This window comes from Mycobacterium shinjukuense (assembly GCF_010730055.1).
GTDB lineage: Bacteria > Actinomycetota > Actinomycetes > Mycobacteriales > Mycobacteriaceae > Mycobacterium > Mycobacterium shinjukuense.
On the sequence record NZ_AP022575.1, the window covers coordinates 2397065 to 2419200 of the forward strand.

Annotated in this window: 16 protein-coding genes and 2 pseudogenes; 6 read left to right on the forward strand and 12 right to left on the reverse strand. The window is 70.4% G+C overall.

The genetic code is table 11. From position 1 onward, the window contains the following. Positions 1 to 30: 30 nt before the first annotated feature. The 5 genes from G6N20_RS10760 to G6N20_RS10780 all read right to left on the reverse strand — a co-directional run bounded on the left by G6N20_RS10760 (position 31) and on the right by G6N20_RS10780 (position 6103). Positions 31 to 1365 (reverse strand): MATE family efflux transporter, encoded by a 1335-nt coding sequence (locus G6N20_RS10760; RefSeq protein WP_083052131.1) that lies wholly within the window; start codon positions 1363 to 1365, stop codon positions 31 to 33. Positions 1366 to 1371: 6 nt separating this feature from the next. Continuing rightward, positions 1372 to 2385, reverse strand: coding sequence for a DHH family phosphoesterase (locus tag G6N20_RS10765; RefSeq protein ID WP_142272209.1), 1014 nt, complete (start codon positions 2383 to 2385; stop codon positions 1372 to 1374). After that, positions 2360 to 2911 (reverse strand): 30S ribosome-binding factor RbfA, encoded by a 552-nt coding sequence (gene rbfA, locus G6N20_RS10770; RefSeq protein ID WP_083052125.1) that lies wholly within the window; start codon positions 2909 to 2911, stop codon positions 2360 to 2362. Before rbfA ends, G6N20_RS10765 begins: the two co-directional genes overlap by 26 nt. A gap of 12 nt (positions 2912 to 2923) precedes the next feature. Further along, positions 2924 to 5668, reverse strand: a complete 2745-nt coding sequence (gene infB / locus G6N20_RS10775; RefSeq protein ID WP_083052122.1) for a translation initiation factor IF-2 — start codon at positions 5666 to 5668, stop codon at positions 2924 to 2926. A gap of 63 nt (positions 5669 to 5731) precedes the next feature. Further along, positions 5732 to 6103, reverse strand: a complete 372-nt coding sequence (locus tag G6N20_RS10780; RefSeq protein WP_179961465.1) for a YlxR family protein — start codon at positions 6101 to 6103, stop codon at positions 5732 to 5734. A gap of 418 nt (positions 6104 to 6521) precedes the next feature. On the opposite strand from G6N20_RS10780, the pseudogene G6N20_RS10785 reads away from it, so the two are divergent. After that, a pseudogene (locus G6N20_RS10785) lies at positions 6522 to 9112 on the forward strand (hypothetical protein); the annotation flags it as partial. A 222-nt stretch (positions 9113 to 9334) separates the two neighbouring features. Here G6N20_RS10785 and nusA read toward each other — a convergent pair. Both nusA and rimP read right to left on the reverse strand, forming a co-directional pair. Beyond that, on the reverse strand, positions 9335 to 10378 hold the full coding sequence (gene nusA, locus G6N20_RS10790) for a transcription termination factor NusA (protein ID WP_083052627.1): 1044 nt from the start codon (positions 10376 to 10378) through the stop codon (positions 9335 to 9337). Next, the gene (rimP, locus tag G6N20_RS10795) at positions 10375 to 10917 is read right to left on the reverse strand and encodes a ribosome maturation factor RimP (RefSeq protein ID WP_083052624.1); all 543 of its coding nucleotides are present in this window, start codon (positions 10915 to 10917) and stop codon (positions 10375 to 10377) included. The genes nusA and rimP overlap by 4 nt, the downstream gene beginning before the upstream one ends. Positions 10918 to 11122: 205 nt before the next feature. On the opposite strand from rimP, the gene G6N20_RS10800 reads away from it, so the two are divergent. Then, on the forward strand, positions 11123 to 11650 hold the full coding sequence (locus G6N20_RS10800) for a hypothetical protein (RefSeq protein ID WP_083052621.1): 528 nt from the start codon (positions 11123 to 11125) through the stop codon (positions 11648 to 11650). Then, a complete protein-coding gene (locus G6N20_RS10805; protein ID WP_083052618.1) occupies positions 11647 to 12135 on the forward strand; it encodes a ferritin-like domain-containing protein in 489 nt (162 codons plus the stop codon). The genes G6N20_RS10800 and G6N20_RS10805 overlap by 4 nt, the downstream gene beginning before the upstream one ends. Before the next feature lie 19 nt (positions 12136 to 12154). Here the strand turns inward: G6N20_RS10805 and G6N20_RS10810 are convergent, their stop codons facing one another. From G6N20_RS10810 to mqo, 5 genes are all read right to left on the reverse strand, one after another. Next, the gene (locus tag G6N20_RS10810; protein WP_163662938.1) at positions 12155 to 13909 is read right to left on the reverse strand and encodes a proline--tRNA ligase; all 1755 of its coding nucleotides are present in this window, start codon (positions 13907 to 13909) and stop codon (positions 12155 to 12157) included. A 111-nt stretch (positions 13910 to 14020) separates the two neighbouring features. Beyond that, a complete protein-coding gene (gene efpA / locus G6N20_RS10815; protein ID WP_083046227.1) occupies positions 14021 to 15613 on the reverse strand; it encodes a multidrug efflux MFS transporter EfpA in 1593 nt (530 codons plus the stop codon). 22 nt (positions 15614 to 15635) lie between these two features. Beyond that, positions 15636 to 16862: a uroporphyrinogen-III C-methyltransferase gene (gene cobA, locus G6N20_RS10820; RefSeq protein WP_083046226.1), complete on the reverse strand. Its 1227-nt coding sequence runs from the start codon at positions 16860 to 16862 to the stop codon at positions 15636 to 15638. 251 nt (positions 16863 to 17113) lie between these two features. Next, positions 17114 to 17584: a GNAT family N-acetyltransferase gene (locus G6N20_RS10825; protein WP_083046225.1), complete on the reverse strand. Its 471-nt coding sequence runs from the start codon at positions 17582 to 17584 to the stop codon at positions 17114 to 17116. Beyond that, the gene (mqo, locus tag G6N20_RS10830; protein WP_408632565.1) at positions 17581 to 19020 is read right to left on the reverse strand and encodes a malate dehydrogenase (quinone); all 1440 of its coding nucleotides are present in this window, start codon (positions 19018 to 19020) and stop codon (positions 17581 to 17583) included. The genes G6N20_RS10825 and mqo overlap by 4 nt, the downstream gene beginning before the upstream one ends. Before the next feature lie 306 nt (positions 19021 to 19326). On the opposite strand from mqo, the gene G6N20_RS10835 reads away from it, so the two are divergent. The 3 genes and pseudogenes from G6N20_RS10835 to G6N20_RS10845 form a co-directional block, all read left to right on the forward strand. Continuing rightward, a complete protein-coding gene (locus G6N20_RS10835) occupies positions 19327 to 20337 on the forward strand; it encodes an alpha/beta hydrolase (RefSeq protein ID WP_083046223.1) in 1011 nt (336 codons plus the stop codon). Between the two features lie 12 nt (positions 20338 to 20349). Then, positions 20350 to 21729: a mycothione reductase gene (gene mtr, locus G6N20_RS10840; protein WP_083046222.1), complete on the forward strand. Its 1380-nt coding sequence runs from the start codon at positions 20350 to 20352 to the stop codon at positions 21727 to 21729. A gap of 11 nt (positions 21730 to 21740) precedes the next feature. Further along, positions 21741 to 22053, forward strand: a pseudogene (locus G6N20_RS10845) (HoxN/HupN/NixA family nickel/cobalt transporter); the annotation flags it as partial. Between the last annotated feature and the right edge of the window lie 83 nt (positions 22054 to 22136).

Below are 22136 nucleotides of genomic sequence, written 5' to 3' on the forward strand. Positions count from 1 at the left end.
CTCCGGTTTTCCGACGAAATCGCCGTCGCGTCACGCCGTCCCGATCACCGCCCACCGTCCGGACAGCGTCCGCCAGCCGACGAACAGCAACCGCAGCGCGACAAACGTGCTCAGTCCCGACCAGATGCCCGCCAGCCCCCAGCCGAACGCCAGCGACAGCCAGATCAGCGGCAAGAATCCGATCAGGGCGCTGACCACGGTGGCGGTGCGCATGAACGCGGCGTCGCCCGCGCCCAGCAGCACCCCGTCGAGCGCAAACACGATCCCGGCCGCCGGCAACTGGGCCACCAGAAACCACCACGGCACATCGATGGCGGCCAGCACGCTTCGATCATCGGTGAACAGGCGAGGCACCACCGAAGCGCCGACCCCCAGCCCGGCGGCCAGCATCCCCGCCGCCAGCCCGGAAAACACCGTCACCCGCCGCGCGACCCACTTCGCGTGCCGCACGTCACCGGCGCCCAGCGCGGCACCGACCAGCGACTGCGCCGCGATGGCCAGCGAGTCAAGCGTCAGGGCGAGACAGCCCCACAGCTGAACCACGACCTGGTGGGCCGCCAGCGCGGCCGCCCCGAACCGGGCGGCCACCGCCGCGGCCGAGACATAGCAGACCTGGAAGGACAGCGTCCGCACGATCAGGTCACGGGCCATCACCAGCTGGTCGGCCAGCACGGCGCGGTCGAGCCGCAGCGGCGTCCGCTCGGCCACCAGCGCGCCGCCGAACAGCAACGCCGCCAGCCACTGACCGACCAGATTGGCCACCGCCGAGCCGGCCAACCCCAGGCGCGGCAAGCCCAGCCAGCCGTAGACCAGCGAGGGACACAGCAGCGCCGACAACCCGAAGCCGGCAACCACGAAACGCAGCGGCCGCACGGTGTCCTGCACCCCACGCATCCAGCCGTTCCCGGCCAGCGAAACCAGGATCGCCGGGGTGCCCAGAATCGCGATCCGCAGCCACGGCAAGGCCGCCGCCGTGATGTCACGACCGGACGCGATGACCGCCACCAGCGGCGTCGCGGAAGCCTCCACCACCACGATCACGAGGCCACCCAGACCCAACGCCAGCCAACTGGCCTGCACCCCTTCGGTGACCGCCGCCGCCCGGTCGCCGGCCCCGAAGTGGCGCGCCGCGCGCGCCGTCGTGCCGTAGGCCAGGAACGTCGCTTGCGAACCGACCAGGCCCAGCACCAGGCCGCCGATGGCCAGACCCGCCAACGACACCGCCCCAAGCCGGCCGACCACGGCGGTGTCGAACAACAAGTACACCGGCTCGGCGACCAGCGCACCCAACGCGGGCAGCGCCAGCGACGCGATCTGCCGGCCACCGGCGGCGGGTCGGCCCGCGTCAGGCCCCGCGTCGCTCAACGGCGATCAACCCAATGCCGCGCGCAGCGCCGCCACGGCGGAGTCGATCGAACCGGTGGTGGTGTATCCCGCCGCCAGGCGGTGCCCGCCCCCGCCGAACCCGGCCGCGACCGCCGCCACATCCACGTCGGCCTTGGCCCGCATCGACACCGACCACAGCCGCGGCTCGACCTCCTTGAACACCGCCGCCACCTCGGCCTGCTGCGTGGTCCGCACGATATCGACGATGCTTTCGACCTCCTCGGAGCGGGACCGGACCCAGTCCCGGTTGTCCACGACCACGTAGACCAGACCGCGGCCGCCGACCGCCTCGGGCACCAATCGCGCCGAACCCAACACCCGCGACAGCATCGGCAGCCACGCAAACGGGTGGGTATCCATCAAAATCCTGCTGACGGCGGCATTGTCCACACCGATCTCGACCAGCCGCGCGGCCAGCCGATACCCCCGCGCGCTGGCCCAGCGGAAGGATCCCGTGTCGGTGGTCAACCCGGCGTAGATGCAGTGCGCCACGTCGGTGTCGATCGGTTTCCCCCACGCGTCGAGGATGTCGGCGACCATCATCGTGGTGGAATCCGCCGACAGGTCGATGAAATTCGCCGAGCCGAACAGCTCGTTGGAGGCGTGATGGTCGATCACCAGCACCTGCCGGCCCGAGCCGGCCAGGTCGCTCAGGCCGCCGAGCCGGTTGAGACTCGGAACATCAACGGTCACAACCAGATCCACATCGCGGCGGATCTCCTCGGGGCCGACCAACAGGTGGCAGCCCGGCAGCGATTGCAGCGACTCCGGCAGGGTCGCCGGCTCGGCGAAGCTGACCTCGACCCGCTTGCCACACCCGTCCAGCACCAAAGCCAGCGCCAACCCGGCGCCAACGGTGTCGGCGTCGGGACGGACATGGCAGACCACCGCGATCGACGTCGAGGCCGACAACAGCTCGGCGGCGCCGACGGCGTCCACGCGGGATCCCGCGAGGCGCCGGCTACCGGCCAGCTCAGCCTTCGGATCGATCGCCGTCACCGGTGTCCTTAACTGCCCGGCCGGCATCGTCACCGGGTTCCCCGGCCGATTGCCCGTCTCCTCCTCGGGCCGCTTCACGGCCCGCATCGTCGCCGGGCCAGCTCACCCGATAGGGATCGGCCTCCCCCGCCGGCTTGGCGCCCACCCGAACCCGGGCCAGATCGGCGTCCGCGGCGCGCGCGCGGGCCAGCAACTCCTCCATCCGGTGCACGCTGTCGGACGTGGTGTCGCGGGCGAACGTCAGGGTGGGCGTGAAGCGCACCCCGGTGCCCGCCCCGACCTTGGTGCGCAGCACGCCCTTGGCCCGTTCCAGCGCGGCCGCGGCGCCGGCGTAGTCGGGCTCGTCGTCCAGCGTGCGACCCATCACCGTGTAGTACACCGTCGCATCGTGCAGGTCGGCGGTCACCTTGGCCTCGGTGACGGTCACCCCGGCCAGCCCGGGATCCTTGATCTCGTACTCGATCGCCGAGGCGACGATGGTGCAGATCCGCTTGGCCAGCCGCCGCGCCCGGGCGGGGTCAGCCATGACCGCGCCCCATCAGCCGCGTTCCTTTTGCACCAGCTCGTAGGACTCGATGACGTCGCCCTCCTTGATGTCGGAGTAGCCCAGCGTCAGCCCGCACTCGAAGCCCTCGCGCACCTCGGTGACGTCGTCCTTCTCCCGTCGCAACGAAGCGATCGAGAGGTTCTCGGCGACGACGATGTTGTCCCGCAACAGCCGCGCCTTGGCGTTGCGCCGCATCACACCCGAGGTGACCAGGCAGCCGGCGATGAGGCCAACCTTCGACGACCGGAACAACGCGCGGATCTCGGCACGACCCAGCTGGGTTTCCTCGAAGATCGGCTTGAGCAGGCCGCGCAGCGCCTGCTCGATCTCGTCGATCGCCTGGTAGATGACCGAGTAGTAGCGGATCTCCACGCCTTCGCGGTTGGCCAGCTCGGTGGCCTTGCCCTCGGCGCGCACGTTGAACCCGATGATGATCGCGTCCGAGGCCGACGCCAGGTTGACGTTGGTCTCGGTGATGCCGCCGACGCCGCGGTCGATCACCCGCAGGGCCACCTCGTCGTCGACCTGGATGCCCATCAGGGCCTCCTCCAGCGCCTCGACGGTGCCGGCGTTGTCGCCCTTGAGGATCAGGTTCAACTGGCTGGTTTCCTTCAGCGCCGAGTCCAGGTCCTCCAGGCTGATCCGCTTGCGGGCACGCGCCGCCAGCGCGTTGCGCTTGCGGGCGCTGCGCCGGTCGGCGATCTGTCGGGCAATGCGATCCTCGTCGACAACCAGGAAGTTGTCACCGGCGCCGGGCACCGAGGTGAACCCGATGACCTGAACCGGCCGGGACGGCAGCGCGGCCTCGACGTCCTCGCCGTACTCGTCGACCATGCGGCGAACCCGGCCGTAGGCGTCGCCGGCCACCACCGAATCGCCCACCCGCAGCGTGCCACGCTGCACCAACACCGTGGCCACCGGCCCGCGCCCGCGGTCCAGGTGCGCCTCGATCGCCACCCCTTGGGCCTCCATGTCGGGGTTGGCCCGCAGGTCCAAGGCGGCGTCGGCGGTCAGCAGCACCGCCTCCAGCAGCTGATCGATGTTGGTGCCCACCTTCGCCGAGATGTCGACGAACATCGTGTCGCCACCGAAATCCTCAGCCACCAAACCATATTCGGTGAGCTGCCCGCGAATCTTGGCCGGGTCGGCGCCCTCCTTGTCGATCTTGTTGACCGCCACCACGATCGGCACGTCGGCGGCCTGCGCGTGGTTGATGGCCTCCACCGTCTGCGGCATCACGCCGTCGTCGGCGGCGACCACCAGGATGGCGATGTCGGTGGCCTTGGCGCCGCGGGCACGCATGGCGGTGAACGCCTCGTGCCCCGGGGTGTCGATGAAGGTGATTAGCCGCTGGGCGCCGTCGAGGTCGACGGCGACCTGGTAGGCGCCGATGTGCTGGGTGATCCCGCCGGCCTCGGCCTCGCGGACGTTGGCCTTGCGGATGGTGTCCAGCAGCCGGGTCTTGCCGTGGTCGACGTGACCCATCACCGTCACCACCGGCGGGCGGGTCTGCAGGTCTTCCTCGGTGCCCTCGTCTTCGCCGTAGGTCAGGTCGAAGGATTCCAGCAGCTCGCGGTCCTCGTCCTCGGGGCTGACGACCTGGACGTTGTAGTTCATCTCGCTGCCCAGCAGCTCCAGCGTCTCGTCGCCGACCGACTGGGTGGCCGTCACCATCTCGCCGAGGTTGAACAGCGCCTGCACCAGCGCGGCGGGGTTGGCGTCGATCTTTTCGGCGAAGTCTGACAGCGACGCCCCGCGGGCCAACCGGATCGTCTCGCCGTTGCCGTGCGGCAGCCGCACGCCGCCGACGACCGGGGCCTGCATCGAGTCGAATTCCTGACGCTTCTGCCGCTTGGACTTGCGGCCGCGCCGGGGCGCACCGCCGGGACGGCCGAACGCGCCGGCGGCACCGCCACGCTGCCCGGGACGGCCGCCGCCGCCACCGCCACCGGGACGGCCGCGGAAGCCGGTGCCCGGGGCGGCCCCCACACCACCGCCACCGCCGCGGTAGCCGCCGCCACCCACATCGGCGCGGCCGGCGCCGGGCGCACCGGGACGGCCACCGGGGCGGGGAACGCCGGTGCGCGGCGGGCGGGGGGCACCGACACCGCCTCCCGGACGGGGTGGCATGCTGCCCGGCGAGGCACCCGGGCGCGGCACCCCCGGCCGGGCCGCGCCGGGGCGCGGAGCGGGCGGACGCGGAATGGGCCGATCGACCGGTTGCGCCGAGGAGAACGGGTTGTTCCCGACGCGCGGGGTGCGAATCCCCGGCTTGGGCGTCGGGCCCGGACGCGCCCCCGGAGCCATGCCCGGATGGGGCGCCTGCTGCCCGGGCGGCAACGGCTGGCCGGGCGCCGGCGCCGCCGGAGGCGTGGGCCCCGGGGCGGCCGGGGTGCGGGTGGCCACCCCGCCCGAGTCGGCGCGGGCGGGCGCGCCGGTCGGGCCACCGTTGCCCGCGGCCTTGGCGATCGCCTGGTCGAGGGCCTGGTCGAGCGCCGTGTCGGGACCTCTGCCCGGGGCCTTGGCAGCGCCCTTGCCGGCCCCCTGCCCCGGCCCTTTCTCCGGGGCGGGTTTGCCGCCACCAAACGATTCACGCAGCCGCCGGGCGACCGGCGCCTCCACCGTCGAGGATGCCGATTTGACGAATTCGCCCTGTTCACTGAGCCGGGCGAGGACTTCCTTGCTGGTTACACCGAGTTCCTTAGCCAACTCGTGTACGCGGGCCTTACCTGCCACTACATCTCCTGTCCATGAGGCGACAGTCGTGGGCCGCGCCTCGGGTTTAGCTATGACGCATTGTCATCGGGACTTCACGGTGTGCTCATATTCGTTGCTACCTGTTCTGTTGCTCGGTGACGCGAGCTCACTCAAGCCACCAATGTGCTCGACCACCGCGGACGTATCCGGCGTACCGGCGATGCGCAGCGCCCTGGTGAAAGCTCGCCGCCGGATCGCTTGTTGTACGCACCGCCGCTCGGGATGCAGCCACGCACCCCGCCCCGGCAGTCTCCTGGTTGTGTCAACGATCACGGCGTAGCTGCCGTTCCCGGTCGACTCAGCCACCACTCGAAGCAGTCCGACGGCCAACTCTCGCTTCCGACACCCGACACACGTCCGCACCGGTCCATCGGTATCTCTGTGCGCCGAGGCCGAAGGCTCGCGCTGGATCACGGCTCAGTCTAGCCAGCATCCCGATATCTGTGTGTTGGCGGGTGATGCTTGGCCCACGTGCCGAGCGCGCCGGCCCCGACGAGGGATCCACGTGCGCGGAGATCCCTCGCCGATCCTGGCCACGGGTCGTGCAGCCCGTGGACGCCAGCGCTGGCCGACCGCGCAACTTCACCGGTTTACTGCGCGCGATCCTGTGGCGCTCACCGGTCGGTCGGTGGACCCGATCTTTCGGCAACGGGTGTGCACTGTGCATAGCGTGGTCGCGCTGGTTGGGGGAATTTGCCCTTGGCCTGGGGTGCCGGCGGTGCCCAAAATTGCCCCGCGCCCGTGTGCCTGCGGCCGTTTGCTGGATCGCCACGACCGGTCGGCCCGTTGCCAAGCCGCGGGCGGGGACGTGTTGGTCGCAAGGAGGTAACCGATGTCTTTTGTGCGCGTCTCCCCACAGCTGATGGCCGCAGCGGTAGCCGATGCGACGTGGATCGGGTCGGCGGTCGGTGCGGCCAACGCGGCCGTGGCACGTTCGACCACCACGGTGGCGGCCGCCGCCGCCGACGAGGTGTCGGCGGCGATCGCGGCGCTGTTCGGTGCCCACGGCCAGCAGTATCAGGCGATCAGCGCGCAGGCGGCGGCGTTTCACGCCCGGTTCGTGCGGGCGTTGACCGCCGCCGCGGACTCCTACGGCGAAGCCGAGGCCGCCAACGGGGCGTCGATGGTGGCCTCGGCCCAAGCTCTGCCGCAGGACCTGCTGGGCGCGGTCAACGCGCACAGTGTGGCGTTGACCGGGCGACCGCTGATCGGCAACGGCGCCAACGGAGCGCCGGGGACGGGGCAAAACGGGGCGCCGGGTGGGTGGTTGCTCGGCAACGGCGGGGCCGGCGGGTCCGGGGCGGCGGGCATGCCCGGCGGCGCCGGCGGGGCCGCCGGGCTGTTCGGTACCGGCGGCGCCGGCGGGGCCGGCGGGAACTCCTCGACCGGCGACGGCGGGGCCGGCGGGGCCGGCGGCTGGCTGCTCGGCGACGGCGGGATCGGCGGGGCCGGCGGGGCCAGCAGCGGGATCGGCTTTACCGGCGGGGCCGGCGGGGTCGGCGGGGCCGGCGGGCTGTTGGGCGCCGGCGGGCGCGGCGGGGCCGGTGGAGTCAGCCTTCTTGGCACCGGCGGGGCCGGCGGGGCCGGCGGGGCCGGCGGGCCGCTGGCTGGCTGGTCGGCGCCGGCGGCGGCGACGGCGGCGTCGGCGGGCTCGGTGAGGCCGGCGGCGCCGGCGGGCCGGCGGCAACGCCTGGCTGCTCGGCCTCGGCGGGATCGGCGGGGCCGGTGGCGACGGCGCCGTGGCCGGCGGTGCAGGCGGGGCTGGCGGCACCGCCGGGCTGCTCGCCGGTCCCGGCGGCGCCGGCGGAAACGGCGGGCTCGGTAACAACGCGGGGGGCGACGGCGGGGCCGGCGGCAACGCCGGGCTGCTCGGCAACGGCGGGCCGGCGGCGCCGGCGGCCCGGCGGTGTCGACGGCGGGGTGGGCGGGGCGGGCGGCAACGCCGGGCTGCTCGGCAACGGCGGGATCGGCGGCGTCGGCGGAAGCAGCTTTGCCGGCGATGGGGGGACCGGCGGGGCCGGCGGCAGAGCCGGCCTGCTGGTGGGCAACGGCGGCGCCGGCGGCGCCGGCGGAAGCGGCGATCCCGACGGCAGCACCGGCGGGACCGGTGGGGCCGGAGGCAACGGTGTGCTGATTGGCAACGGCGGGAACGCCGGCATCGGCGGCGACGGTGGCACCGGCGGGACCGCCGGCGCCACCGGCGCCGGCGGGACCAGCGGGCTGCTGCTGGGACTGGACGGATTCAACGCTCCGGCGAGCGCGTCTGGTCCATTGGCGCCGCTGCACACCCTCCAACAACAGACACTGGGCGCGATCAACGCGCCCATCCAGGCGCTCACCGGGCGCCCGCTGATCGGCAACGGCACACCCGGCGCGGCCGGATCCAGCGCCAGCGGCACGCCCGGCGGGTGGCTGCTCGGCGACGGAGGGGCCGGCGGATCCGGCGCGCCGGATATGTCCGGGGGGACCGGCGGGGCCGCCGGGCTATTCGGTACCGGGGGTGCCGGGGGGTCCGGCGGGAACTCCTCGACCGGCGATGGCCGGGCCGGTGGGCCCGGCGGAGCGGGCGGATGGCTGTTCGGCGACGGCGGCGTCGGCGGGAACGGCGGGTTGGCCGCGGGCCTGACCGGGGACGGCGGGAACGGCGGGGCCGGTGGCGCCGGGGGGCTGTTGGGCGCCGGTGGGAACGGCGGGACCGGCGGTCCCTCCGGCGAAGCGACCGGCGGGAACGGCGGAGCCGGCGGGGCGGGCGGGCCGCTGGCCGGGCTGATCGGCGCCGGCGGTGGCGGCGGCGGCAACGGCGGGTTTGGCTTCACCGGCGGGGGCAGCGGTGGCGCTGGCGGCACCGCCGGCCTGCTGCTCGGTCCCGGCGGCGCCGGCGGCGACGGCGGGATCGGCTCCAACGGCGGCAGCGGGGGGGCCGGCGGAAACGGCGGCACCGCCGGGCTGCTGTTCGGACCCGGCGGAGTTGGTGGGTCCGGCGGGTTCGGCCTCGACAACGGCGGGGTCGGCGGAAACGGCGGCACCGCCGGGCTGCTGTTCTCCAGCGGTGGGGCCGGTGGAACCGGCGGATTCGCCATCTTGCTGGGCGGGGCCGGTGGGGCAGGCGGCGCCGCCGGGCTGCTCGGCTTCGGCGGCACCGGCGCAGCCGGTGGAGACAGCGCGAACTCGAACGGGGGCCCCGGCGGGAACGGCGGCGCCGGCGGGCAACTGTTGGGCAGCGGCGGTGCCGGGGGCACCGGCGGGCAGGGCGAAGCCGGCGCCGGGGAGGGCGGCGTTGGCGGGGTCGGCGGCAACGCCGTGCTGATCGGCAACGGCGGCAACGGCGGCAACGGCGGGACCGGCGCAACAACGGCCGGTGCCGGCACCGCCGGCACCGGCGGGTTGCTGTTGGGCGTAAACGGCCTCGACGGGTTGACCTAGCTGCCGGGCCGACCGCGGCCAGGAATACCCTTGCCGAGCCGTAACGCCGGCAGCGTTCGCCGAGGAAGACGTCGGTCTCGGTTACCGATCCGCGGCCACACGGAACGCCGTGAGAGGGGTTTTGCCCTTGTCGGCCTGGCCGATTCGGGTCACCGACCCGGGTTGGATGGCGCCCACACCTCCCTGTTGGTCCCGGCTAGCCCCAAAAGCTGAGGCCACCCGCTAGCGCTCGTGCGCCATCCCGCGGCTGGCACCGTGTTCTGGCTGGCCCGCCGGATGTCCCGGCGAGTCACCGCGGATGTCGATACGCCATCCGGTGAGCCGGGCCGCCAGCCTCGCGTTCTGGCCCTCCTTGCCGATCGCCAGCGACAGCTGGAAATCGGGCACCACCACGCGGGCGGCCCGGGTGGTCTGGTCGACCACCGACACCGAGACCACCTTGGCCGGCGACAACGCATTGGCCACGAAACGCGCCGGATCCTCGTCGTAATCGATGATGTCGATCTTCTCACCGGACAGCTCGCTCATCACATTGCGGACCCGTTGCCCCATCGGACCGATGCAGGCACCCTTGGCGTTCAGACCGGGAACGTTGGACCGCACCGCGATCTTGGAGCGATGGCCGGCCTCCCGGGCCACCGCGACGATCTCCACCGAGCCGTCGGCGATCTCGGGGACCTCCAACGAGAACAGCTTGCGCACCAGGTTGGGATGGGTGCGGGACAACGTGATCAGCGGCTCGCGGGCGCCGCGGCTCACCCCGACCACATAGCAGCGCAGCCGGTTGCCGTGCTCGTAGTTTTCCCCGGGCACCTGCTCGGCCGCCGGGATCACACCCTCGGAGGCTTTGGTCTCGGTGCCTATCCGGACGACGACCAAACCGCGGGCGTTGGCCCGGCTGTCGCGCTGGATCACCCCGGCGACGATCTCCCCCTCGCGGGTGGAGAACTCGCCGTAGGTGCGCTCGTTCTCGGCGTCCCGGAAGCGCTGCAGCATGACCTGGCGGGCGGTGGTGGCGGCGATCCGGCCAAAGCCTTCCGGGGTGTCATCCCATTCCCTGAGGAGATTGCCGTCGTCATCGGTCTCGCGGGCGATCACCCGGACGACCCCGGTCTTGCGGTCGATCTCGATGCGGGCGTCCGCGTGGTGGCCTTGGGTATGCCGATACGCGGTGAGCAGCGCCGATTTGATCGTTTCGAGCAATTCGTTGACCGAGATGCCCCGGTCCACCTCGATCGCGTGCAGTGCGGCCATGTCGATGTTCATGCTCCGGCCTCCGTCCCACCGGCCCGACCCATCTCGGTTGATTCCGCCAGTTCCAGCTCGGATTGGGCTGGCGACGAAAACTCAACCTGGACAACAGCTTTCACGATGTCCACTAGCGGGATCCGGCGCACCGCCCAGCGCCCACCCTGGCGGACGACCAGCGCCACGGTGTCAGCGCGCGTCTCGCCGATTCGGCCGGTCAGTTGCGATCCGTCCCGCAGCGCCAGTTCGACCTTGCGCCCGCGCGCGCGGCGGAAGTGCTTTGCCTTGGTCAGGGGCCGTTCCACCCCGGGGGAACTGACCTCGAGCACGTAGCGCTCGCGAATGGTGTCCAGGCCGTCCAGCAAAGCCGACGCCGAACGCGACAATGCGGTTATCGCGTCCAAGTCGAGGGCGGTGTCGCCGTCGGCGATCACCGTGATGCGCGGCGGGCGGGCCCGAGTGTCGATGACCACGTCTTCGATCTCGTAGCCGGCACGCGCGAACTCCCCACCGAGTAGCTCGATCACCTGCGTCTGTGAAGGTAGCCCGGTGGCCACGGCGAGCTCCTCATCTTGAGTTGTCCGGTCACTGGGGATGTCACCGCCACGGCGGCTCCCGCGTCCTTCCGGCGCACAACCGCCGGCGCTCCGCGAGTCCCAGCTATCAACGATACGCCAGGAACTGCCGAAGACAGCGCGATCGTGGGGCCGGCCGCATCGTGCCCACCGTCGTGGTGGTGTTTCCTGATGGCAGGATGTTGCTGTGCCCAGAGCAGTACCCGTCATCACCAGGCGGGGTGTGCTCGCCGGCGGTGCCGCTCTTGCCGCCCTCGGGGTGGTCGTTACCGCCTGCGGCGAGTCGACACCCAAGCAGCCCGCGGTGGAAGAGTTACAAGGGCCGTTGGAGCAGGCCCGACGCGACAGCGCGCTGGCGTCGGCGGCCGCCGGGGCCGTCGGCAGCCCCCCGCAGATCGCCGCCGCCCTCACCGTGGTCGCCAGCCAACGCGCCGCGCATGCCCGAGCGCTGGCCACCGAGATCGCCCGGGCCGCGGGCAAGCTGGTATCCGCGACCAGCGACACGGTCAGCTCTAGCCCCAACCCGGCCGAACCCGCGGCAACGCCGCCACCGCCGCTACCCGAGGTGATCGACGCGTTGCGGGCGTCGGCGGAAAGCGCCAGTCGCCTGGTGGCCACCTCGTCGGGCTATCGGGCCGGGCTGCTGGCCTCCATCGCGGCTTCCTGCACCGCGTCCTACACGGTTGCGCTGGTGCCCGGGGGGCCGTCGATATGACCTCGTTTGAACCCGCATTGGGTGGCGGCCCGAAGCGCTCCCCCGCCGGGAAGGATTCCGACACCGCGGCGCTCAGCGACGCGCTTGCCGTCGAACACGCGACCATCTACGGCTACGGCATCGTGTCGGCGTTATCGCCACCCAGCGTCAACGACTTGGTGGTGGAAGCGTTGAACCAACACCGCCAGCGCCGCGACGATGTCATCGCGATGCTGGCCGCCCGCCAGGTCACCGCCCCGGTCGCGGCCGCCGGTTACCAACTGCCCATGCTGGTCGCCAGCCCGGCCGATGCCGCCCGGCTGGCCGCGCGGATGGAAAACGACGGCGCAACGGCGTGGCGCGCGGTGGTCGAACGCGCCAACAGCGCCGAGGACCGCGCCTTCGCCGCGACGGCGCTGACCCAAAGTGCCGTCATGGCGGCCCGATGGAGCAAGGTGCTGGGCGCCTGGCCCATCACCGCGCCCTTCCCGGGCGGCGACGAATAGCGACGAATAGGACGAATCGCTAACTTCGCTCGCTGAGGGCCGTGGCGATGTCCGAGGCCAGCGCGGCGCCCACGGCCAGCTCTCGGGTCTGACCACTGAAGCGGTCACGAAGCTCGACCATCCCTTCGGCCCACCCCCGCCCCACCACCACGATCCAGGGCATGCCCAGCAGCTCAGCGTCGTTGAACTTGACCCCGGGCGACGCCTGCCGGTCGTCGAGCAACACCTGCACACCCAACCGATCCAGTTCGTCGGCCAGCGCGGTGGCCCCGGCGCGAGCCGCGGCATCCTTGGTGGCGATCACCAGGTGAACATCGAAGGGCGCGACCGCCGACGGCCAGCGCAGGCCCCGCTCGTCGTGGTGCTGTTCGGCGATGACGGCGACCAGCCGGGACACCCCGATGCCGTAGGAGCCCATCGTCAGCCGCACCGGCTTGCCGTCCTCGCCGAGCACGTCGGCGGTGAAGGCGTCGGTGTATTTGCGGCCGAGTGAGAAGATGTGCCCGATCTCGATACCGCGGGCCATGACCAGCGGGCCGGCGCCGTCTGGGGACGGGTCCCCGGCGCGCACCTCGGCGGCCTCGATGGTGCCGTCGGCGGTGAAATCACGGCCGGCCACCAGGCCGACCACGTGCCGGCCGGGCTCGTCGGCGCCGGTGATCCAGCTGCTGCCGTCGACTATCCGCGGGTCGACGAGATAGCGAATATTGTTGTCCCGCAATGCTTTCGGTCCGATATAACCCTTGACCAGGAAAGGGTATTTGGCGAAGTCGTCGTCGTCGAGAAGCGTGTACTCGGCCGGCTCCAGCGCCGCCGCCAGCCGCTTGTCATCGACCTCGCGGTCGCCGGGCACGCCGACGGCCAGCAGCTCCCAGTCACCACCGGGCTGGCGGACTTTGAGCATGACGTTCTTCAGGGTGTCCGCGGCGGTCACCCTGCGACCCAGGTCAGCCTTGTTGGCCCAGGCCACCAGGGTGGCGATGGTCGGGGTGTCGCCGGTGTCGTGCACGACGGCCTCGGGCAGGCCGTCGATGGGCAGCGCGTCAGGGCGGGCGGTGATGACGGCCTCGACGTTGGCGGCGTAGCCCGATTCCAGGCAGCGCACGAAGGTGTCCTCACCGACCGGGCTCTCGGCCAGGAACTCTTCGGAGGCGCTGCCGCCCATGGCGCCGGACAACGCGGACACGATGACGTAGCGCACCTTCAGCCGATCGAAGATGCGCTGGTAGGCCTCCCGGTGGGCGTGGTAGGACGTCTTCAGGCCGGCGGCGTCGACGTCGAAGGAGTAGGAGTCCTTCATGACAAACTCCCGGGCGCGCAGGATCGCGGCGCGCGGGCGGGCCTCGTCGCGGTACTTGGTCTGGATTTGGTACAGCGTGAGCGGAAAATCCTTGTAGGAGTTGTATTCGCCCTTCACGGTCAGGGTGAACAGCTCTTCGTGTGTCGGGCCCAGCAGGTAGTCGTTGCCGCGACGGTCCTTGAGTCGGAACACGCCGTCGCCGTATTCGGTCCACCGGTTCGTCGTCTCGAACGGCGCCCGCGGCAGCAGCGCCGGAAACAGGATCTCCTGCCCGCCGATCGCGTTCATCTCGTCCCGGATGACGCGCTCGATGTTGCGCAGCACCCGCAACCCAAGCGGCAACCAGCTGTACAGCCCGGGCGCAACGGGTCGGATGTATCCGGCCCGGATCAACAGTTTGTGGCTGGCCACCTCGGCGTCGGCGGGGTCGTCGCGCAGGGTGCGCAAAAACAGCTCGGACATCCGGGTGATCACAGCCGGCAAGCCTAATTCGCCGAGCAGACGCAAAAGCTCCCAGGTCTGCCCGAAAAAGGGGGCTTTTATGTTCCCCCGCAAGCGGGAGGTGCCCCCAGCTCGGCGGAAGACTTACAGCTCGCCGGCGTCCAGGGCTTCCTTGACCTCCTGCGCGTGGGCAACCTGCTCCGGGGTGTAGCCGATGAACAGCGCCGCGCAGCCGACAATGACGGCCGCTCCGGCCACCCACAGCAGGCCGTAGGTGTAGCCGTGGTCAAGGGCCTGCAACTGCAAGTCGTTCATGAACTTCACCGGGCCAGTGGTGCCGCCCAGATACAACGTGCGCGAGGTGATCACCGCCTGGATCACGGCCAACACCAGCGGTCCGCCCAAGCTCTGCAGCATCAGCGCGATCGCCGACACCGGGCCGATCTGGTCGAAGCCGACACCGGCGATCGCCGACAGCGTCAGCGGGACGACCACCATGCCGATGCCGATGCCGCCGACGACGATGGGCACGACCAGGTTGGGAAAGTAGGGCACCCCGCGGTGCATGCATACCGAGCCGTACAGCATGGCGCCCAGCAGCAGCCAGCCACCGCCGATGGTCAACACCCGCGGCGAAAACCGTGACACCAGCTGTGAGGACACGCCCAGGCCGATGCCCATTGCGATGACGAACGGGATAAAGCCAACGCCCGCGCGCAGCGCGCTGTAGCCCAGGATGTCCTGCACGTACAGGCCGATGCAGACGGTCAGGCTGAACATCACGCCGCCGGCCAACAGGATCGCGTTGAAGGTGACCAGCCGGTTGCGGTCGCGGAACAGGTGGAACGGGACGACCGGATTTTCGGCGGTGCGCTCCACCACGACGAACGCGATGGCGGCCGCCAGCGCCACCAGGCCCGAGCCGATGGTGATGCCGGACATCCAGCCCCTTTCCGGGCCGATCGAGAAGGCGAAGACGGCCGCGGTGCATGCCAGCGTGGCCAACATGGCCCCGGTCGCGTCCAGCTTCATCCGTTCCCGGCTGGTTTCCCGCAGCGCGGTGCGGGCCAGGTAGATCATCACCAGCCCGATCGGCACGTTCACCAGGAACGCCCACCGCCACGACACCTCGGTCAGCGCTCCGCCGACCACCAGGCCCATCACCGAGCCGATCGCCGTCATCGCGGCAAACACCGCGGTCGCGGCGTTACGCGCCGGCCCCTTGGGGAACGTGGTCGCGACCAAGGCCAATCCGGTGGGCGAGGCGATGGCCGACCCCACCCCCTGGGATAGCCGTGCGATGACCATGGTCGCTTCGTCCCAGGCAACCGCGCACAGCACCGAGGAAATGGTGAACAACGCGACGCCGACGATGAAGGTGCGCTTGCGCCCGATGGTGTCGCCGAGCCGGCCGCCGAGCAGCATCAACCCGCCGAACGTCAGCACGTAGGCCGTTATTACCCAGCTACGGCCGGCATCGGACAGGCTCAACTCGTTCTGAATCTTAGGAAGCGCGACAATGGCGACCGTGCTGTCCATGGTGGCCAGCAGTTGCATCCCGCCGATCGCGATAACCGCGGCGATGAAGCTGCGAGACGGCAGCCAGGTGGGGTAATGCCTGCTCGTGCGCTCGGAGGCGGCCTCCACCGAGCGCGTCGGGCGCATCGGGGCCGGACCGTGCGGGCGTTCGGACGTCCAGTCGCGCACTGCCCGCTCTGTGTCGTTGAGAGCCGTCATAGCGGGCTACCTTACAGTATTCTTAAGAATTGTTTAAACCCCGAGCCTCGCTCAGGCCTGCTACGGCCCCGATGACGACGATCGCGGGAGGTCGAATCCCCTCCGAACGGACCTTCTCCGGCGTGTCGGCGAGGGTGGCCCGCAACGTCCGCTGCGCGGCCGTCGTTCCGTGCTGCACCACCAGCACCGGAGTATTCGCAGGTCGGCCGCCTTTCAGCAGGACGTCGACGAAAAGTTCGATGCGTTCGACCGCCATCAGCAAAACAATGGTGCCCGACAGTGCTGCGAGTGCATTCCAATTCACTAACGATTCGGGGTGATCGGGCGGGACATGGCCGCTGACCACCACAAATTCGTGATTCGTGGCCCGATGGGTGACCGGAACACCCGCCAACGCGGGCACGGCTATGGCGCTGGTCACACCCGGCACCACGGTCACCGGAATTCCGGCGTCGGCGCATGCCAACAGCTCCTCATAACCCCGGGCGAACACGAAGGGGTCTCCCCCTTTGAGGCGGACGACAAACTTCCCGGCCCTGGCGCGCTCGATCATGACGGCGTTGATCGCGTCCTGGGCCATGGCGCGGCCGTAGGGGATCTTGGCGGCGTCGATGACTTCCACCTGGGGCGGCAACTCGGCGAGCAATTCCGGCGGCGCGAGCCGGTCGGCGACCACGACGTCGGCCTGGGCGAGCAGCCGGCGGCCGCGGACGGTGATCAGTTCGGGGTCGCCGGGGCCGCCGCCCACCAGCGCCACGCCGCCGCGCACGACGTCGGAGTTCTCGGTGATGTCGGCAGCGATCAGACCTTGCTGCAACGCTTCCCGGATGGCTGAGCGGATCGCCGCGGACCGGCGGTGCTCACCGCCGGCCAACACCCCCACCGACAGCCCGGCGTAGCCGAACGTTGCCGGGGTGACGGCGGTTCCCTCGACGGCCACGTCGGCGCGGACGCAGAAGATGCGGCGGCGCTCGGCCTCGGCGACGACGGCCACGTTCACCTGAGCGTCGTCGGTGGCCGCGATCGCATACCAGGCGCCGTCGAGGTCACCGTCACGATAGTCGCGCAGCGCCAGGGTGAGGTGTTGCATCGCCTCGACGGCCGGGGTGACGGTACGGGCGATGACGTGCACGTCCGCGCCGCTGGCGATCAGCAGGGGCAAGCGACGCTGGGCGACCGTACCCCCGCCAACCACGACGACCTTCTTGCCGGCCAGCCGCAGTCCGACCAGATAGGGGTTCTCGGTCACCGGCCAAGCTTAGTGACGGTCGCAAGCGCGGCGGAGCCGGGCGCCGTGGGTCGCCACCAAGGGGCTTCAGTGGTGTGCTACGGCGTGCGCCGCGGCGTGCGCGTCACCGTGATGCCCCGGATCCGCGAGCGTCCGCGAAATGACGCGCAATGCGGCGTGTCGCTGTCAAACACGCGCGCTCGCGGGGACAACGGGGGCCCGGCCGGGCCGCGCACCGCTCGCCGCAGCCGCTGGTGCCCGACAACGGGGCTTCACCGCTGGGCCGCCTGACCCGAGCCGGGCCGCAGCATCGGCACGTGCGGAATACCGTCGTCGAGGAAATCGTCTCCGTCACGGACAAACCCGTGCTGGCCGTACATGTCCGCGAGATAGGTCTGCGCGTTGATCCGGCACGGATAGTCACCCACTTCGGCCAGGGCGGCGCGCAGCAGCCGGGTGGTGTGGCCCTGGCCGCGCGCGCTGCGCTTGGTGCACAGCCGCCCCAGCCGGAATGCCTTTTCACCTCCGGCGTGTTCCTCCATCAGCCGCAGCGTGCAGATCACCTCACCGTCGGGTGTTTCCAGCCAGAAATGCCGGGTCTCGGCGAGCAGGTCGCGACCGTCCAGCTCCGGGTACGGGCACGCCTGCTCGACCACAAACACCTCCACCCGCAACTTGAGCAGTTTGTACAGTGTTTGCGCGTCAAGATCTTTGGCCCAGACACGGCGTAGCGCCTCGGTCATCCGCGACGCTCCGCCAGCTGCAATGCCTTGGTGCCCCAGGACCACACTTCGTCGAAGAGTGCCGGTTCATCGGACAGCGTGGCCCCCAGTGATGGCACCATCTCCTTGAGCACGGGCAGCCAGGACTGGTATCGGCCGGCAAAGCAGCGTTCCAGCACGGCCAGCATGGCCGGCACCGCGGTCGATGCCCCCGGCGAGCCGCCGAGCAGGCCGGCGATGCTGCCGTCGGCGGCGCTCACGATCGTGGTGTCGAATTCGAGCACCCCACCCTTGCGCTTGTCACGCCGGATCACCTGCACCCGCTGACCGGCCACCGTCAGCTCCCAGTCCGAATCCACTGCGCTGGGGGCGAATTCGCGCAGCGCGTCCAGCCGGTCGGCTCTGGAGAGCCGCAGCTGGCCGATCAGGTAATTGAGCAGAGTTGTTTCGGCGACACCGACGCCGAGCAGTGACAGCAGGTTATCGGGCTTGACCGACCGGAGCAGATCGCTGACGTGACCGTGTTTCAGGAACTTCGGCGACCAGCTGGCGTATGGCCCGAACACCAGCCATGACTTGCCGTTGACGAACCGCAGATCCAGGTGCAGCGCCCCCAACGGCGGGGCACCCGGCGACGGAACGCCGTACACCTTGGCCCGATGCCCGGCGGTGAGCCCTGGGTTGCGGGCGCGCAGAAACCGGCCGCCGATCGGAAAGCCGGCGAAGCCCTTGACCTCCGAGATGCCGGACCTCTGCAGCAGCGGCAGCGTCTCACCGCCGGCCCCGACGAACACGAATTTGGCATTCACCTTGTGCTTCCTGCCGGTACGACGGTTGCTGACGGTCAGCGCCCAACTGCCGTCGGGCCGACGGGACAGGTCGCGGACCTCGTGACCGAACAGCGCGGTGGTGCCGTGGCGCACGCCATAGCCGATGAGTTGTCGAGACAAGGCACCGAAGTCGACATCGGTGCCGTCGGCGGCCCAGTTGAGCGCCACCGGCTCGGCGAAGTCGCGTTCGGCGGCCATGAGCGGCAGTCGGCGGGCGAACTCGTCCGGGTCGTCGATGAACTCGGTTCGAGCAAACAGCGGATTGTGAGCCAGCGCTTCGCGCCGCCGACGCAAATAGCCCACGCGTTCGGCGCCGCGGACGTAGCTCGCGTGCGGCACCGGGTTCAGGAAGCCGCGCACGTCGGTCACCATGCCGTTCTCGGCGGCGTACGCCCAGAGCTGGCGGGTGACTTGGAATTCCTCGTTGACGCGCACCGCCTTGCTGATGTCGATCGAGCCGTCCGGCAGTTCGGGGGTGTAGTTCAGTTCGCACAGCGCGGAGTGGCCGGTGCCGGCATTGTTCCAGGGACCGCTGCTTTCGGCGGCGACCGCGTCCAGCCGTTCGATCAGCATGATCGACCAGTCCGGCTCCAACCTGCGCAACAACGCGCCCAGCGTGGCGCTCATGATGCCCGCGCCCACCAACACCACATCCGCGTTCCTGGTTGGCTCTGACACCGCGGTCCTTCCTTCGCTGTACCGGTTTCCAAGGTTATCCCGGCCGAACCGGGCCCCACCGTTTCGTTGGCCTGGCGGACTCAGACGTGTGCAGCGGCTGGCGGGCTGAGCGGATGCACCGGCGCCGGGTCGACTCCGCGGGCACCAGCGGCTCCACCGGTATCGCGGGCGGCGCCGGCGCGCCCCGGTGCACCCGGTGGGCGGGCCGGCGCACCAGCACCGCCCATCCCTGAGCGGAGGCTTTAAGCTGACCCCGTGACTGGCTGGGTGCCCGATGTCCTGCCCGGCTATCGGCAGTGCACGATACCGCTGGGCCCCGACCCCGACGGCGAGGGCGACATCGTCGCAACCCTGATCCGCCGCGGAAACGAGACCGGGGCCGATCACGCCGTCCTGGCGGTACACGGCTACACCGACTACTTTTTCCACACCGAGCTTGCCGACCACTTCGCCGACCGCGGCTTCGCCTTCTATGGGCTGGATCTGCGCAAGTGCGGCCGCTCACGGCGCCCGGGCCAGACCCCACACTTCACCACCGACCTGACCCACTACGACGTCGAGCTCGAACACGCCCTGGCAATCATCCGCGAGCAGAACCGCTCGGCCAACGTCCTGGTGTACGGCCATTCCGCGGGCGGGCTTATCGTGGCGCTCTGGCTCGACCGGTTGCGCTGGCGCGGCGCGACAACCCGCGCCGGCGTGACGGGTTTGGTGCTCAACAGCCCGTTCCTGGATCTGCAGGGCCCGGCGATCCTGCGCCTGCGGGTGACCTCGGCCACGATCGCGGCGCTGTCGCGTTGGCGCCCCAAGGGCGTGGTCCGCGGCCCGGTTGACGGAGGCTACGGCACCAGCCTGCATCGCGACTACGACGGGGAGTTCGACTACAACCTGGAGTGGAAGCCGGTGGGCGGCTTCCCGGTCACCTTCGGCTGGCTGCACGCCGTTCGCCGTGGCCACGCCACGCTGCATCGCGGGCTCGACGTCGGCGTGCCCAACCTGATCCTGCGCTCGGATCACACCGTGCGGGAAACCGCCGACCCATCGGCCCTGCACCGCGGCGACGCGGTGCTGGACGTCAGCCACATCGCGAGATGGGCCGGCTGTATCGGCAACCGCTCCACCATCGTTGTGGTCCCAGACGCAAAACACGATGTGTTCTTGTCGCTGCCGCAGCCACGCCAGATCGCATTCCACCACCTGGGCCGCTGGCTGGACGACTACCTGAACACGATGAACGATGCCTCGGCGTCATCGCGGGAAGGATGACGGGCCGCAGAAATGGAAACCTACGACATCGCGATCATCGGCACCGGCTCGGGCAACAGCATCGTCGATGACCGCTATGCGAGCAAGCGGGTGGCCATCTGCGAACAGGGCACCTTCGGCGGTACCTGTCTCAACGTCGGCTGCATCCCGACCAAGATGTTCGTCTACGCCGCCGAGGTGGCCAAGACGGTGCGGGGCGCGGCTCGGTACGGCGTCGACGCGCACATCGACCGGGTGCGCTGGGACGACGTCGTGTCCCGGGTCTTCGGGCGGATCGATCCGATCGCGCTCAGCGGCGAGGACTATCGACGCTCCGCGCCCAACATCGACGTGTACCGCCAGCACACCCGCTTCCGGCCGGTGCAGCCCGACGGGCGCTATCTGTTGCGCACCGATGCCGGTGAAGAGTTCACCGCCGAACAGGTGGTGATCGCCGCGGGTTCGCGGCCGGTGATTCCGCCGGCCATCGCGCGGTCCGGCGTCAAGTATCACACCAGCGACACCATCATGCGGATCGCCGAGCTGCCCGAGCATCTGGTGATCGTCGGAAGTGGTTTCATCGCAGCGGAATTCGCGCACGTGTTCGCCGCCTTCGGAACGCGGGTCACGTTGCTGATCCGGGGCAGCTGCCTGCTGCGACATTGCGACGACACCATCTGTGAACGGTTCACCCGCATCGCATCGGCCAAATGGGAATTGCGCACCCACCGCAACGTGGTGCGGGCCGAGAACCGTGGCCCGGGCGTGGCGCTGACGCTCGATGACGGCTGCACGCTCAACGCCGACCTGCTGCTGGTGGCGACCGGCCGGGTGTCCAACGCCGACCTGCTGGACGCCGAGCAGGCCGGCATCGACGTCGAGGACGGCCGGGTGCTGGTCGACGAATACCAACGGACTTCCGCGCGTGGGGTTTTCGCGCTCGGGGATGTGTCGTCGCGCTATTTGCTCAAGCACGTCGCCAACCACGAGGCCCGTGTCGTGCAGCACAACCTGCTGTGCGACTGGGACGACACCCAGTCGATGGCCGTCACCGATCACCGCTACGTACCGGCGGCGGTGTTTACCGATCCCCCGATCGCTGCCGTCGGGCTGACCGAAAATCAAGCCGTCGCAAAGGGACTCGATATTTCGGTCGCGATACAGGACTACGGTGACGTCGCCTACGGCTGGGCGATGGAGGACACCACCGGGATCGTCAAGCTGATCGCCGAGCGCGGCGGCGGCCGCCTTCTGGGCGCGCACATCATGGGCCACCAGGCGTCGTCGCTCATCCAGCCGTTGATCCAGGCGATGAGCTTCGGGCTGACCGCTCGTGAGATGGCCCGCGGCCAGTATTGGATTCATCCGGCGCTGCCCGAGGTGGTCGAGAACGCGCTGCTGGGCCTGCAGTGATCGGTGCCGACGCGGCCATCGACAACACCACCCGCAAGCTGATGAGCAACGGGCATCGCCCGCTTGCCGTCGGCTTCTTTTTCTCGCTGGGTCACTCCACGGTGGTCCTCGGGCTCGCGGTGTTGCTGGCGTGCGGGCTCAAGGCCATCGCCGGACCGGTTCGCCGCCGGCATGTGCCTGCTGGACACCATCGACGGCTCGTTCATGAATTGTGCGGACGGCTGGGCGTTTTCCAGCCCGGTGCGCCGGATCTACTACAACATCACCATCACCGGACTTTCGGTGGCCGTCGCATTTGTGATCGGCAGCGCCGAGCTGCTCGGCGGCCGCCGTGTCCCCGACCAGGGGCATGGTGGCCGCACGGTGGGCCTTCGCCACCACGGCGGTGGTGATGCGCAGCGCCATCG